Source organism: Massilia scottii (genome assembly GCF_030846495.1).
GTDB classification, from domain to species: domain Bacteria; phylum Pseudomonadota; class Gammaproteobacteria; order Burkholderiales; family Burkholderiaceae_D; genus Telluria_A; species Telluria_A violaceinigra.
In genome coordinates, this window is the sequence record NZ_JAVCWM010000005.1 from 1 (window position 1) to 13846 (window position 13846).

The following is a 13846-nucleotide window of genomic DNA, read 5'->3' on the forward strand; positions in this document are numbered from 1 at the left end:
CTCTGCCCGATGGTGCCGGCCGTGATATTACCGATCCGCAGATTCTCCAGCAAAATGGCATTATCCAGCATGTCGGATGCGAAGCCCGACGGCGTGAACCGGCTTTGCAGCGTTTTCGGAACTGCCTTGGCACCCTCATATCCCAGTTCGCCTACTCCCAGGAACACATCCTTTACAAAACCCGCGCCCCCTCGCACCGCCTGTGCGCCGTGATCCAGTAACGTTCCAGGTTCGGCCTTGATCTGCCCGATCGCGTCATTCGCCATCGCATTGAGATCTTTGAACCGGATGAACTCGTCCGACGTATCGAAGTTGAGCAACCCGTCGTCAACCTTCGCTTTCTCCGCCTTCAGTTCCTCCAGCCGCTTGCTCGTGCGCTTGCCAGGGGGCGGCTCCTCGGCCACGGCCACCGGCGCAGCCGCAACTGGTTTAGCCACGGTCATCATCCTGGCAAGCGGCCCCACCGCGCCGCTTTCATTGGTGTTAATCCTGCACAAGCTGTTGTGGCGGGCGACCGGCAAGCCGTTGCTCTTCACATTCCGGTGCCCCTCGAGAATGGCGAGGTAACCCGTGTCGAGCGATCTCCCTGACGCGATGTTCTGGCCGGCATTCGCCTCCACACCCTTGATGAGATCTCCCTTGCGCAGCACGCGGGTTCCGCACGCTTTGACATTCGGCGCGCCTGCGGTCATTTCAGGCAGGATCGAATAGCTGTTAAACGCAACAACACATTTCCCGATGCGGCACAGATCGGGCTCGATCGCCACGGCACGCCAATTTCCGACGTGCGCAATGTGGCGTGTCTGGGCGGCTTTCTTCGGCGTGCCCTGCTTTACTTGCTCTTTTTTCTGCTTGCCTGCTTGCTCCTGCTTGTCGAGCACATCCGTAAGCTCATTCACGTTCTGCTGCACCTCTTGAAGCCGCTGCTTTGCGTCACTTAAGGCACGAGTCTCAGCGATCCTGTCTTCAACCGTCTTCACAGGGAAGGCAACGTTGCCCTTCGGGTCCTTTCCAGACGGGACAGATAACTTCAGTGCGTCCATACCATTTCCAGCACTCATCCGCCCTCCTTGGCTGCTACCGCATTACCAATCACCACACCGTTACTGACGATCTGCGCCGTGGTGGCTGCGATCACAATATCGAGCACCGGATCGTCAACATCGAAATGGGTACGCCACACGAGCGACGCCTGCCGCGTGGCAAGGTCAAACCGCAGCGTATCGAGCAAGGGCAAGCTGATTTCCTCAACACCACTGGCCCGGGTAACGGCAACAATGATCTTCCAACCGGGCAAAGTCATTTCGCAGCGGGCTGGCAGCAGGCCGAGCATCGTGACGGTCTCATCGCCTTTCAGATGGGGCGTGGCAACCAGCCCGGGCGACGCGCACTGAAAAAAGCGCGAATCGAATTCCTTCGGCAACAAAGGGTAGCGGGTGCTGCGCCACATATCGTCATACTTGCCTTGCATCTCCACCCGCGGTGCCCACCAGCGCGCGGTAGCGCTGAATCCTTGCGGTGCGAGGTTCGCATAGGGATTGCCGACAGCCTCGACGGCATCCTCGATCTGGGGCGCCGCCAATTCCTTCTGCGCGGCGATCCATTTCCCGACGTGCGCGCGTGCCCGCCGCGGCAGGTGGGCGTATGCCCCCGCCTCCGGCAGCCAGCCGCAGCCGGCCGGGTTGCCCGGATGCCCTACCCAATCTGCTTCCCCGGCCTCAGTCACCGCAGCAGGAATATCGATGCAGCCCCCGTAAGCGAGGCGATAATCGAGCGCTACCTCTGTCACGGCCTGCGCCGGCCCCAGACGCCACCCCATCATCTGCCTGCGAAACTGACGCGGACCGTGCAGACGCAACATCTTCTTGAGCATACCTACGCGGATGCCCGCAATCCATTCCTTCGCCGCGATCCCATCCGGCGCGCTCGCGCTGCCGGTGACCAGCACATCGGTGCCCGGCTTGTACGGCAGCACGTCGCCATCGTCGGTGACCACTGCGCGCATCACCGCGCTGCCGTCGGTGCCTGCGTAGACGTCGCCCAGCACGATCTCCTGCTGCGTCTGCGCCAGTGTCATTACCGCGCCGCAGGATGCAAATTCGAAGGTCGCGCGTACCACCAGCACATCGAGCCGCTCACCCTCTGGCCCGGTTTGTTCGAACCAGAAATGGGGAACACCTGTGTGATTGGTGACCGTGGCGCAGGGGGCATTCAGGCTGGCCAGTTCACGTGCTCGCGGCTGCATCATGCGTATTCCTTTCACGGCAAGCGGCGGCCGCAGCCGCGCTGATTAGCAGGGAAGCCCATGTCAGAAACATCCACCGGGGGGCTTCGCAGCAGGAGCGGATTCGTCAGCGCCCGGCGGCGATTTGGCCGTACCCGAGTTGAGCGCCACGTCATCGGGGCCATCGATATGCACTTTGCTGCCGGTCTTGATGTGAACCTCCTTGCTCTCGAGGTAAATGGCATCGGGCGTCATCACGAATTTCGATTTCCCGCACACCAGTTCGATCCGCTCGCCAGCGGAAATTGCCACCGTTTTTCCCACGGTCGTGGTCTGGCTCTGCCCCACCATGGTCGCCATGATCATGCCGACATTCAGGTTGTAGCCCATGCCGACCGTGTCCATGCGGCCCATGCCCACGTTTTGCATGTAGGCCATGCCGATCGTTTCGGTCTTCATCTTGGCCACATTGATCGACCAGTTCTTGCCGATCTTGTCTTGCTGATTCTTGCCCACGGTTTTGCTGCGGTTGGCGCCAATACTCAGCGCCTCGTTCTTGCCCACATCTTCCGTGCGGTTCTCGCCGATGCTGATCGTTTCATCATGGTCCACGCGCTCGCGACGGTTGTTGTGGATGGTGATGCTCTCGTCGTTGCCGACCGTCTCGGTGCGGTCGTGATGCACGGTGATCGTCTCGTCGCGGTCCACCGTTTCGGCGCGGTCGCGCTTGATGTGACTGGTTTCATCGCGGTCGATCGTCTTGCGGCGGTCGTTGCCGACCCACTTGTCCTCGTCGTGCTCGACCTCGGTCAACTGGTCTTTCTCGGCATGCAGCCACAGCTGCTCCTGCCCCTTCTTGTCCTCGAAACGCAAGGCGTTGGCATTGTCGTAGCTGCCGCCCGGCGTCGAACGCGACAGGATGCCGCTCTGGGTCTTATTAGCCGGCAGATTCCAGGGCGGCATGGTGTCGGCATTGGGCACCATGCCGGTAATGATCGGCCGGTCGGGATTGCCGTCCATGAACTGCACCAGCACTTCGGTACCGATACGCGGAATCGACGTCATGCCGAAGTTGGCTCCTGCCCACGGCGTCGCCACCCGAATCCAGGCCGAGCTTTTTTCATCGCTGGCGCCAACCCGGTCCCAATGGAACTGCACCCGCACGCGGCCAAATTCATCGGTGTGGATTTCTTCGCCGGCAGGACCGACGACGGTCGCGCTCTGGATGCCGTGGATTTTGGTCTCAACGCTGTTGTGATCGCGCCCGGCCCGGAACGGGATGATCTTGCGAATGCAGGTCAGCTTGTTTTCATAGTGCGACTCTGCCGTGTCCTTGATGTGGTAATTGTTGCTGGCGATGTGATGAACAGCCGTTACCAGGAACTCGCGCGCTTGCGCATCGTCGCTCCTGTCGCAGGCATCGAAGTGGCCAGTGAGCCGGAACCAGCGCCCGGGCATCAGGTAGCGGCAATTGCCGGTGCCGTCGAACTGTTTTCCGGCCGCTTCCACTTCTTCCATGCGCAACTGGGCCAAGGCCCGCGCTCCGCCGCCAAAGCCGAAGGCGCCCGTGTACTCATACGATTCGATATTCGGCACATCGCCCTGCCGGTTCACGGTCGGCAAGGACGTCACGGCCGGATGCGGCGATTTGAAGTCGTACGATGCCAGCGCCACCGTGCCCTGCATGATGTGGCGGGCCGGCGACCATTCGCCAATGCCATCGTCGATCACCGTTCCGCCGTGACGCTGGAACGGCACTTCCGGATTGCCATCGATCGCCTCGGCGCTGGTCGTATCGTCCGACAGGATCAGTTTGTGGCCGCTGGCGCTGTGCTCGAACCAATACACAATACCGGCCGCAGCCCAGCGCCGCTCGAGGAAATTGCGGTCGCTTTCATCGAACTGGCAGCAATCGCTCATCACCCCGGTCGCTCCCTGCACGCGCCAATCCCAGTCCGCCAAACTGCCATAGTCACCGAAGATGCTGGCGCTCTGCTGATACATGGTCGTGTAATGGAACAGATAATTATCCTTGCGCATGCTCAGATACTTGTACCAGGGCCCGAGTCTGGCTTCGTAATATGACATGCCGCCGTCAACGGTCTTGAGGCCAAAGCTGAACACGCGGCCGGTAAAGTAGCGCATGCTGCCATCCCTGCGCACCAGTTGCACGCACATCATCTTGCCCTGCAAATCCTTCAGGGCGATGTTCGGGTCATCCGACAGCAATTCGACTGTGAACTCAAACGGCCGCGACAAACTTTCCACCGCTTCCAGCTTGTTGACCAACAACTGGGCGGGCGGCCCGTCATTGCCGGGAAACGACAGGCGCAAGAGACGCTTGTGCTGGCGTCCGCTGATGAGTTCTTGCAAGGCGGATAACGCTGTAGTCATAAGATTCCTGATGGGCGATAATTTGAACGCGCAGTCGCCCCAGGCCGTCCGCATGGGCACGGCCGGACAGGGAACGATGATGAGTAGAAGACGGCCGGGATGCCGGCTCACAAACGTACAAGGAATCAACAACGACGTCGCTGAGGATGCACAACGCAATGCCTGATGGGCTTCACGAAATGGCAATTCAATCAGCGTGAGGGTTTAATGTCTTTGTGATCTAAAAGATCACAATTATAGCAGATTAGACAACAAAAATCGAGCGAAAAATTGTCGCTTTTTTAATTATCGGCGACGGCAGAGACGGAATTTCAGACGAAAAAAAAGCCCGCCGAAGCGAGCTCTAATCCAATGTATTACCAATGCTTTAATCGTGTCCCAGGCGCCCATGCTATCTGCGTGGTGCCCTGACGTGTAAATCGACTACCGTATTCGGAATTACAAATCCATGCGGTTGCAACCATCTACCTTTGCGACATTACACATATTGCGCGGCGGTGCAGGCTCTGGATAGTGTTTCGGTTCGTTTGAACCTCACCACTGAACGTAGTGTATCACACGTTTGTGCGATGCAGCAAACTTTATCGCATTATTGCGCCGGGCGTGTGGTCATCGGGATCGGTTCCTTGTGCTGCTCGTTACGCCCTGCCCGCTCGTATTCCGAAATCACCTGCGCGCCGAACAGCAGCAAGGTCGCGCCGATCTCCAGACTGAACATGACCACGATGGCGGTGGTCATCGAGCCGTACACCATGTTCACCTGCGACAGGGTCGAAAAGTACCAGACCAGCACATGGCGCGCGATTTCCCACAGCAGTGCCGCCGTCACGCCGCCAATGAGCGCGTGCGACAGCGACAGCCGCCCCACCGGCATCACCAGGTAGATGGAACTGAGCACCAGGATCTCGCCGGTCAGCCCCAGGCAGTACAGCAGCACCCCGGACACGCCGTTGAGCGACCACTCGTAGCCGAGAAACCACACGCTCTCCTCGCCCATCACCTGCAGCGTGCCCGCCACCAGCGTGACGATCATGATGCCGGCGCCGAGCGCCAGGATATAACAGTAAGGCAGGATGGCCGAGATCAAAAAGTGCCGCCGCCGGATCGCCACCCGGTGATGGAAGATCACGCTCATCGCATTTTCCAGCGCGGTGAACGCGAGCGAGCTAAAAAACAGCATGCTGGCAAACAGCACCCAGGTGACCAGGTCGCGGTCGTCCATGAAGTGCGACAGTTCTTTCACGATGGCGTTGGACTGCCCCGGCACCAGCCACTCCAGATAGCGCGCCAGCGTCGACAACAACTCGGCCTGGTCGATGAAGTGCGACAGCGCCACCACCACCAGCATCAGGAACGGCACGATCGACAGCAGCGCGTAATACGCCACCGCGCCAGCCAGCAGCAAGCCCTGGTTGGCCTTGAAGCCCTTGAGCGTCTGCCACGCGAATGCGAGCGGATGGCCAAGCACGTACGCGTTGGCGCGGCGGTTCAAGATACGCAAGCGCAGGCCCTTGGACCCCTTCATCGCGCCAGCCTGATACCGGTGAACTGCCAGCGCGCACCGGCCGGGAAGAAGTTGCGGTAGCTGGCGCGCGCATGACCGGGCGGCGTGGCGCACGAAGAACCGCGCAGGACATACTGGTTTAACATGAATTTACCGTTGTATTCGCCCAGCGCGCCGGGCGCGCAGGCATAGCCGGGATACGGCGCATAGCTGCTGCTGGTCCACTGCCAGCACTCGCCGAACATTTGCGTCAGCCCCGCGCCCTGCGGCGCGCCGGCCGGATGCAGGCCGCCCGTCGCCGCGCCGATGCCGGCGGCGGCCACTTCCCACTCCGCCTCGGTCGGCAGGCGCGCTTGCATCCAGTGCGCGAACGCGTCCGCCTCATACAGCGACAGATGCGTCACCGGACGCGCCGCATCGAGCGGCTGCAATCCGTGCAGCGTAAATTCGTGCCACTGCCCGTGCGTGTCGCGCTGCCAGTACAGCGGGTGCGCCAGTTTCAGATTGCTCACGCAGTCCCAGCCCTCGGACAGCCACAGGCCCGGCTCGCGATAACCACCCGCCTCGATGAACGCCAGGTACTCGCCATTGGTCACCAGGCGCGAGGCCAGCGTAAACGGCGCCACATACTGGCGATGGCGCGGCAGCTCGTTGTCGAAACTGAAGCTGGCGTCCGCGTGGCCGATATCGGCCAGGCCGCCGTCAAAGCCAATCCACGCCAGCGGCGCGCCGGCCTGCGCGCGCGGCAGGGCACTATCCACATAGGCCGGCCACATGGCGTTCTGCGCCAGCAGGTGCTTGACGTCGGTGAGGATCAGTTCCTGGTGCTGCTGCTCATGCTGCAAGCCCAGTTCCAGCAAGCCAGGCAGCTCGTCGCCCGGCTGCGCCGCCAGCAGGCGCGCCACGCGCGCATCGACATTGGCGCGGTAGGCGCGCACCTCGCGCATGGCGGGACGTGTCAGCGCGCCGCGCTGGGCACGCGGATGGCGCTCGCCGATACCGTTGTAATAGGAGTTGAACAGCACCCGGAAGGCCGGATGAAACGGCGCGAAACCTTCCTCGAAGCGTTCCAGGATAAAGGTCTCGAAAAACCACGTGGTATGCGCCAGGTGCCACTTGACGGGACTGGCGTCCGCCATCGACTGCGCGCCGCAGTCTTCGTCCGACAAGGGTTCCGCCAGCATCAGCGAGCGTTTGCGCACGCCGTCGTAAAGGTCGCGCATGCTCATCGGGGAATGGCGCGCGCATAAATGACCGCGAACCACTGGTCCGGATCGGTCCACACATGCACGCTCTGAAAGCCGGATTGTTCAAGCAGGCCCACCGCCGCGCTCTGGCGGTACTTGTAGCTGTTTTCGGTATGAATCGACTCGCCCGCGCTAAAACGGCGCTCCCCGCCCGGCCAGCGCACGGTCAACGCTTCGCGCGCTTCGAGGTGCATCTCGACCCGGCTTTCGTCGGCGTTGAAAAAGCCGCGGTGGCGCCACTGCGCCACGTTGAAGTCGGCGCCGATCAGCAGGTTCACGTGGCGCAGGATGTTCAGGTTGAAGGCCGCCGTAACGCCGATGGCGTCGTCATAGGCCGCGTCGAGCGTGGCCGCATCCTTGACCAGGTCGATCCCGATCAGCAGCGCGCCGTCGTCCTCGCACTCGGCGCGCGCGCGGCGCAGAAAGGCGCGTGCTTCGTCCGGCGTGTAATTGCCGATCGAGGAACCAGGGTAAAAGAACAGGCGCTTGCCGGGCCGTACCACGCCCGGCAGATCGAGATGGCTCGAAAAATCCAGTCCCAGCCCCGTCATCTCGATATGCGGAAAGCGCTGCTGCAAGCGTTCGATCGACTCGCGCAGGAAATCGTAGGAGATGTCGATCGCCACATACTGGGCCGGATGCAGCAGCGGGAACAGGCGCGCCGCCTTGGCGCAATTACCCGCGCCCAGGTCGATCAGCGTGCTGCCCACGCCCACGGCGCGTGCGATGTCGGCGCCGTGGCGAGCCACGATGGCCGCTTCGGTACGGGTCGGATAATATTCGGGCAGCTCGCAGATCGCCTCGAACAGCCGGGAACCTAGGGCGTCGTAGAGAAATTTGGGCGAGATCGCCGCGCTCCTGCCGAGCAGGCCGGCAGTCAGTTCGGACACGACGGCGCTACTGGCGCGGGCATCGCGCGCTTGGGCAAGACTGGAAGTCGGCATAGGAGTAGTGGTCAATCGAAATCGCTGCGTTGGTGTTTTTGCTATCATAGCTGAATATCCCGTATTTTACGGCCCACCCGGCGTTCAAGCGTGCTCGCTGGCCGGCGTCTACCCCACATCCCTACGATAGGCAACCATGACCCATTTCTCCGCCCTGCGCACCCTCAAGTCCATGCTGGCTGCATCATTGGCCGCCACCGCGCTGCTGGCCAGTGCCAGTGCCATCGCCCAGGTCACGCCGGGCGTGCTGCGCGTATCCGCCATTCCCGACGAAGCGCCGACCGAATTGCAGCGCAAGTTCAAGCCGCTGGGCGACTACCTGGCCAAGGCCACCGGCCTGAAAGTCGAATTCACGCCGGTGACCGATTACCCGGCCGCGGTCGAGGGACTGGTCAACAAGCGCCTCGACCTGGTCTGGTTCGGCGGCTTTACCTTTGTGCAGGCCAATGTGCGCAGCAAGGGCAAGGTCACGCCGCTGGTGCAGCGCCAGGAAGACACCGCCTTCCGCTCGGTGTTCGTCACCACCAAGGCCGACATCACGAAACTCGATGATCTCAAGGGCAAGACCCTCAGCTTCGGTTCCGAGTCGTCCACCTCGGGCCACCTGATGCCGCGCTCCTACATGCTGGCCGCGAAAATCGATCCGGACGCGGATCTCAAGCGCGTGGCCTACTCCGGCGCGCACGACGCCACCGTGGCCGCTGTCGCCGGCGGCAAGGTCGATGCCGGCGCGCTGAATATCTCGGTATGGGAAAAGCTGGTCGCCGAGAAGAAGGTCGACCCGGCCGCCGTGCGCGTGTTCTACACCACCCCGGGCTACTTCGACTACAACTGGACCGTGCACGCCGACATGCCCGCGCCGATGAAGAAGAAGCTGACCGACGCCTTCCTGGCACTCGACAAGTCGACCCCGGAAGGCAAGGAAATCCTCGAACTGCAAAAAGCCAGCAAGTTCGTGCCGACCAAGCCGGAAAACTACAGCGCCATCGAAGCGGCCGCGCGCAGCGCCAAGCTGCTCAAGTAAGCAGGATACGCGCGCATGGACTCCTACCGCCTCGGCAAGCTCACCGTGCGTCACCTGGCCGGCGCGCAGGCGCCTGCCCTGCACGAGATCGACCTGGCGGTGGCGCAGGGCGAGCAGCTGGCCGTGATCGGTCCGTCCGGGGCCGGCAAGACCACCCTGCTGGCCACCCTCGCCTGCGCCCACGCGCCGGCCGGCGGCACCCTGCAGGTGCTCGGCCAGGATCCCTGGACCCTGCCCGGCGCGGCGCGCCACAAGCTGCGCGCCAGCCTGTTCCTGGCGCCGCAAACGCCGCCCCTGCCGCCACGCCAGCGCGTGGTCACGGCGGTGCTGGCGGCGCGCCTGCCCGAATGGACCCTGGGCCAGGCGCTCGCTTCCCTGTTCAAGCCGGCCGATCCCGATGCCGCCCACGCGGCCCTGGTGCGCTTCGGCCTGGGCGACAAACTGTATGCGCGCGTCGACCGCCTCTCCGGCGGCGAGCGCCAGCGCTGCGGCCTGGCGCGCCTGCTGCTGTCGTCGGCCCGCGTGTTCCTGGTCGACGAGCCGCTCTCCGCACTCGACCCGGCGCTGTCCCGGATGACCCTGGCCACCCTGCAGCAGGAAGCGGCGCGCCGCAATGCCACGCTGATATGCAGCCTGCACCAGGTCGACATGGCGCGCGCCCATTTCCCCCGCATCGTCGGGCTGCGCGACGGGCGCATCGTGTTCGACGCCGCGCGCGAAGACGTCAGCGACGCGATGATCGCGGCGCTCTACCAGAACGAAGCCATGGTGCAGCACATGCCGCAGCCGCACGAAACGCCCGAACGGCTGGCCGTCGGCGCCTGCTTCTGACGCATGCCCGCGGCAACCGTCCACCATCCCGATCCGGCCTGGCGCGCGCGCCTGGCCATGCTCGCCATCGGCACGGCCGTGCTGTGGCCCGCCCTGGTGTTCAGCGAATTCAAGCCCTGGATCCTGTTCGACCTGCAAAGCCTGGCCGCGGCCAGCCACTTCCTGGCCGGCTTTCTCAAGCCAGCGCTGGAACCCGAATTCCTGGCGATGGTGCTGCGCGAAACCTGGCAGACGGTGGCCATTGCCACCGCCGGCCTGACCCTGGCCCTGCTCGGGGCCATTCCGGCGACCCTGATCATCACCGAACGCCTGTCCATCTCGCGCCTGGGCACACGGCGCATGCGCTGGGCCGCCCGCCTGCTGCGCCAACTGGTGCGCTGGGTGCTGGTGCTGCTGCGCAGCGTGCCCGAACTGGTGTGGGCCATCCTGTTCGTGCGCGTGGTCGGCCTCGGTCCGACCGCCGGCGTGCTGGCCATCGCGCTCACCTACAGCGGCATGCTGGGCAAGGTGTACGCCGAAATTCTGGAATCGACCGACGCCCAGGCCACCGGGGCGCTGCTGGCCAACGGCAGTTCGCGCCTGGCCGCGCTCCTGTACGGGGCGCTGCCGGAATCGAGCGCCGAACTGGTCTCGTACACCGTGTACCGCTGGGAGTGCGCCATCCGCGGCTCGGCGGTGATCGGCTTTGTCGGCGCCGGCGGGCTCGGTCAGCGCATGGATGAATCGACCCGCATGATGGCCGGCGGCGAAGTGTGCACCATGCTGATCGTGTTCGTGCTGCTGGTCGCCCTGGCCGATGCCGTGTCCAAGCTGCTGCGCCGCAGGCTCGGATGAGCGCGCGCCCCCTGCCCCCGGCGCCGCCGCGCCGCCTCTCCACCTGGCTGCTGGCGGGGGCCATCGTGGCGCTCGTCGTCGCCAGCTTCGCCTCGCTGCAGCTGCAATGGTCGGCCTTCTTCTCGCCCGACGCGCTCGCGGTGACCAGCGAATTCCTGGCCGGCTTTACCCCGCCCGAAACCGCCCCGGCCTTCCTGCGCAAGACCGCGCTGGCCGCCGCCGAGACGCTGTCGATGTCGGCCATCGGCACCTTGCTGGCGGTCGCCGGCGGCATGGCGCTGGCGATCGCCGGCGCCGGGCGCCTGGGCAAGGTGCAGCGCGTCCTCGCGCGCGGCCTGCTCAACGTACTGCGCTCGATTCCGGAACTGGTGTGGGCCTCGCTGCTGCTGGTGGCGGCCGGCCTGGGGCCGTTCGCCGGCACCCTGGCGCTGGCCGCGCACACCAGCGGCGTGCTCGGACGCCTGTTCGCCGACGCGCTCGAAAACGCCGACCCGCATCCCGAAGCCACCCTGCTCACCAATGGCGCCGCGCCGGCGGCGGCCTTCTTGTATGCCACCATGCCGCAAACGCTGCCCCAGATGCTGTCGTACACCCTGTACCGCTGGGAGAACAATATCCGCGCCGCCGCGGTGCTCGGCGTGGTCGGCGCCGGCGGACTCGGTCAGATGCTCAAGTTTCACCTGTCGCTGTTCCAGATGCAAAACGCGGCCACCGTCATCATCGCCATGCTGCTGCTCGTCGCGCTGGTCGACGCCGCCAGCTTTGCGCTGCGGCGCGCCCTCACCCGCTAGGCCTGCGGCCAGCCCACCCTCCGTCACCAGGTATTCCTCATGCTCGAACTGCGCGATCTCGCCAAAACCTACAACGGCCGTCCGGTGCTCAACCGCCTCTCGCATCAATTCAAGGCCGGCGAATTCGTCGCCATCATGGGCGAGTCGGGGGTCGGCAAGTCGACCCTGCTCAACCTCATCGCCGGCCTCGATGCGCCCGACAGCGGCGACATCGTGATCGACGGCCAGCCGATGTCGGCGCTCGACGACAATGCCGCCACCGGCCTGCGCCGCACCCGCATGGGCTTCATCTTCCAGGCCTTCCACGTGCTGCCGCACCTGACCCTGGAGCAGAACGTGGCCCTGCCCCTGTTATTGAATGGCCAGAGCCAGGAACGCGCCGGCGCCATGCTGGCCGCGGTCGGCCTGGGCGGACGGGGCGGCGATTTTCCGCGCCAGCTGTCCGGCGGCGAAATGCAGCGCGTGGCGATCGCGCGCGCACTGGTGCACCGCCCGGCCCTGGTACTGGCCGATGAACCGACCGGCAACCTCGATCCGGAAACCGCCGGCAGCATCCTGGCCTTGCTGCGCGATGAAGTAAAGGCGAGCGGCGCCAGTGCAATAATGGTCACACATTCTCACGCCGCAGCCGCGCAAGCGGACCAAACCCTCATTTTGACCCGCTCAGGATTGCATTTTGTGCAAGATGTGCGCTAAAAGCCGCATTTCCATCGTTTAATTTATCAACTTTGCTGCGAGTATATTCTTTCGGTAGTATCATCGGAACAAACCCGTGGTGCATGAAATATATCAGAATGTAACAAGCGGGTTGAAGTTGACCAACAGTCGATCAGTCCCCCATCAATGAAAAAATAATCTTTGGAGGAGTACGATGAACGTACGGCAAAAGAAACTGGAAATGATCGAGGCGATGAACCGCGCTCGAGCGCTCGAACCATCGAGCTTTGTGCCGAACAAGCTGCTCGACACCTTGATCGAAAAAATGAACCTCAAGAACGATGCGGAGTTGTGCCGCGTGCTGGAGGTCCAGCCGCCAATCATCAGCAAGATCCGTCATCGAAAACTGGCCGTGGGTGCGACGATTTTGCTGCGCATGCACGAAAAGTCGGATATGAGTATCCGCGACTTGAAGGATTTGTCCAACGCGTCAATGCACTAGGCAGTTTTGCACAGCTGCCTGGCGCCGGCAGCGCATTGTCCGGCGCCCGTTGTATCGCTGCATCCCCACCGAGCCCCCGTGCGGACACCAGCTATTCCATCCCGTAGTGCTTCGCGTAGCGGCTGTCCAGGTTCGCCAGCGGCAGCAGCAAGAACAAATCCGCACTCTCGAAATCAGGATCCCAGGCCGGCTCGCCGCACAGCCACGCGCCCGAGCGCACATAGCCCTTGACCAGCGCCGGCACCTGCACCTCGCCGGCCGCTTCCAATGCCCCCACCGGAAACGGCAGGTGCGGCGTGACCCGGTATTCGGCCGGCGCGGCGTGCTTGCCGATCAGCGACCGGTACACGCCGGCCGCGTTGTGGCCGCCGTCGGCCACGCTCATGCTGGCGCAGCCGGCCAGGAAATCGCAGCGCTCGCGCCGCATGCATTCGGCCAGGCCGGCCCATAGCAGCATGATCACGCTGCCACCGCGGTATTTGGGGTGGATGCAGGCGCGCCCCGCTTCGATGATGCGGTTGCGCAGATGGTTCAGGCGGCCCAGGTCGAATTCGTTTTCGGCGTACAGGCGGCCGGTCCGGCGCGCCCTCGACGGACTCAATACGCGGTAGGTGCCCACCACCTTGAGGGTGGACGCGTCGCGTACGATCAGGTGTTCGCAGTGCTCGTCGAATTCATCGCGGTCGAGCCGCTCGGCATTGGCCAGCGCGGACAAGCCCATCGTTTCGATGAAAACCTTGTAGCGCAGGCGCTGCACTTCGCGCACTTCGGCCGGCGTCGACGCCAGGCTCAGGAGCAGCCGCGGCGCGGCCGGTTTCGTATCCAGGGCGGGATGGAGGTTTTGCATGCTTCGTCCTTTCAGTGGCGACGAAGCACAGCCTAACTGCGTAATTT

The 13846-nt window shown here is 63.6% G+C and carries 13 protein-coding genes; 6 read left to right on the plus strand and 7 right to left on the minus strand.

Features of this window, described 5'->3' with window-relative positions; genetic code table 11:
• From RBA41_RS07840 to egtD, 6 genes are all read right to left on the minus strand, one after another.
• Window positions 1-1043 (minus strand): PAAR domain-containing protein (locus RBA41_RS07840; protein WP_510184549.1); only part of this gene is annotated, 1043 nt, incomplete at its 3' end.
• A 14-nt stretch (window positions 1044-1057) separates the two neighbouring features.
• Entirely contained in the window at window positions 1058-2248 is a 1191-nt protein-coding gene (locus tag RBA41_RS07845) for a DUF2169 family type VI secretion system accessory protein (protein ID WP_306622766.1), read from the minus strand.
• Between the two features lie 60 nt (window positions 2249-2308).
• A complete protein-coding gene (locus tag RBA41_RS07850; RefSeq protein ID WP_306622769.1) occupies window positions 2309-4618 on the minus strand; it encodes a type VI secretion system Vgr family protein in 2310 nt (769 codons plus the stop codon).
• Window positions 4619-5207: 589 nt separating this feature from the next.
• Entirely contained in the window at window positions 5208-6143 is a 936-nt protein-coding gene (locus RBA41_RS07855) for a YihY/virulence factor BrkB family protein (RefSeq protein WP_306622772.1), read from the minus strand.
• On the minus strand, window positions 6140-7345 hold the full coding sequence (gene egtB, locus RBA41_RS07860; protein ID WP_374709503.1) for an ergothioneine biosynthesis protein EgtB: 1206 nt from the start codon (window positions 7343-7345) through the stop codon (window positions 6140-6142). The genes RBA41_RS07855 and egtB overlap by 4 nt, the downstream gene beginning before the upstream one ends.
• A gap of 2 nt (window positions 7346-7347) precedes the next feature.
• Window positions 7348-8313, minus strand: coding sequence for an L-histidine N(alpha)-methyltransferase (egtD, locus tag RBA41_RS07865; RefSeq protein WP_306622778.1), 966 nt, complete (start codon window positions 8311-8313; stop codon window positions 7348-7350).
• 136 nt (window positions 8314-8449) lie between these two features.
• On the opposite strand from egtD, the gene RBA41_RS07870 reads away from it, so the two are divergent.
• The 6 genes from RBA41_RS07870 to RBA41_RS07895 all read left to right on the plus strand — a co-directional run bounded on the left by RBA41_RS07870 (window position 8450) and on the right by RBA41_RS07895 (window position 12952).
• The gene (locus tag RBA41_RS07870; protein ID WP_099880653.1) at window positions 8450-9337 is read left to right on the plus strand and encodes a putative selenate ABC transporter substrate-binding protein; all 888 of its coding nucleotides are present in this window, start codon (window positions 8450-8452) and stop codon (window positions 9335-9337) included.
• A gap of 15 nt (window positions 9338-9352) precedes the next feature.
• Window positions 9353-10168, plus strand: a complete 816-nt coding sequence (locus RBA41_RS07875) for a phosphonate ABC transporter ATP-binding protein (RefSeq protein WP_306622782.1) — start codon at window positions 9353-9355, stop codon at window positions 10166-10168.
• Window positions 10169-10171: 3 nt separating this feature from the next.
• The gene (locus tag RBA41_RS07880) at window positions 10172-11002 is read left to right on the plus strand and encodes a PhnE/PtxC family ABC transporter permease (protein ID WP_306622785.1); all 831 of its coding nucleotides are present in this window, start codon (window positions 10172-10174) and stop codon (window positions 11000-11002) included.
• On the plus strand, window positions 10999-11793 hold the full coding sequence (gene phnE, locus RBA41_RS07885; RefSeq protein ID WP_306622787.1) for a phosphonate ABC transporter, permease protein PhnE: 795 nt from the start codon (window positions 10999-11001) through the stop codon (window positions 11791-11793). Before RBA41_RS07880 ends, phnE begins: the two co-directional genes overlap by 4 nt.
• A 39-nt stretch (window positions 11794-11832) precedes the next feature.
• Complete coding sequence (locus tag RBA41_RS07890) at window positions 11833-12489, plus strand: ABC transporter ATP-binding protein (protein WP_306622792.1); 657 nt, start codon at window positions 11833-11835, stop codon at window positions 12487-12489.
• A 175-nt stretch (window positions 12490-12664) separates the two neighbouring features.
• Window positions 12665-12952, plus strand: coding sequence for a hypothetical protein (locus tag RBA41_RS07895; RefSeq protein WP_054263205.1), 288 nt, complete (start codon window positions 12665-12667; stop codon window positions 12950-12952).
• A gap of 91 nt (window positions 12953-13043) precedes the next feature.
• On the opposite strand, the gene RBA41_RS07900 is transcribed toward RBA41_RS07895, so the two are convergent.
• Window positions 13044-13799, minus strand: coding sequence for a GNAT family N-acetyltransferase (locus RBA41_RS07900; RefSeq protein WP_306622796.1), 756 nt, complete (start codon window positions 13797-13799; stop codon window positions 13044-13046).
• Window positions 13800-13846: the final 47 nt, after the last annotated feature.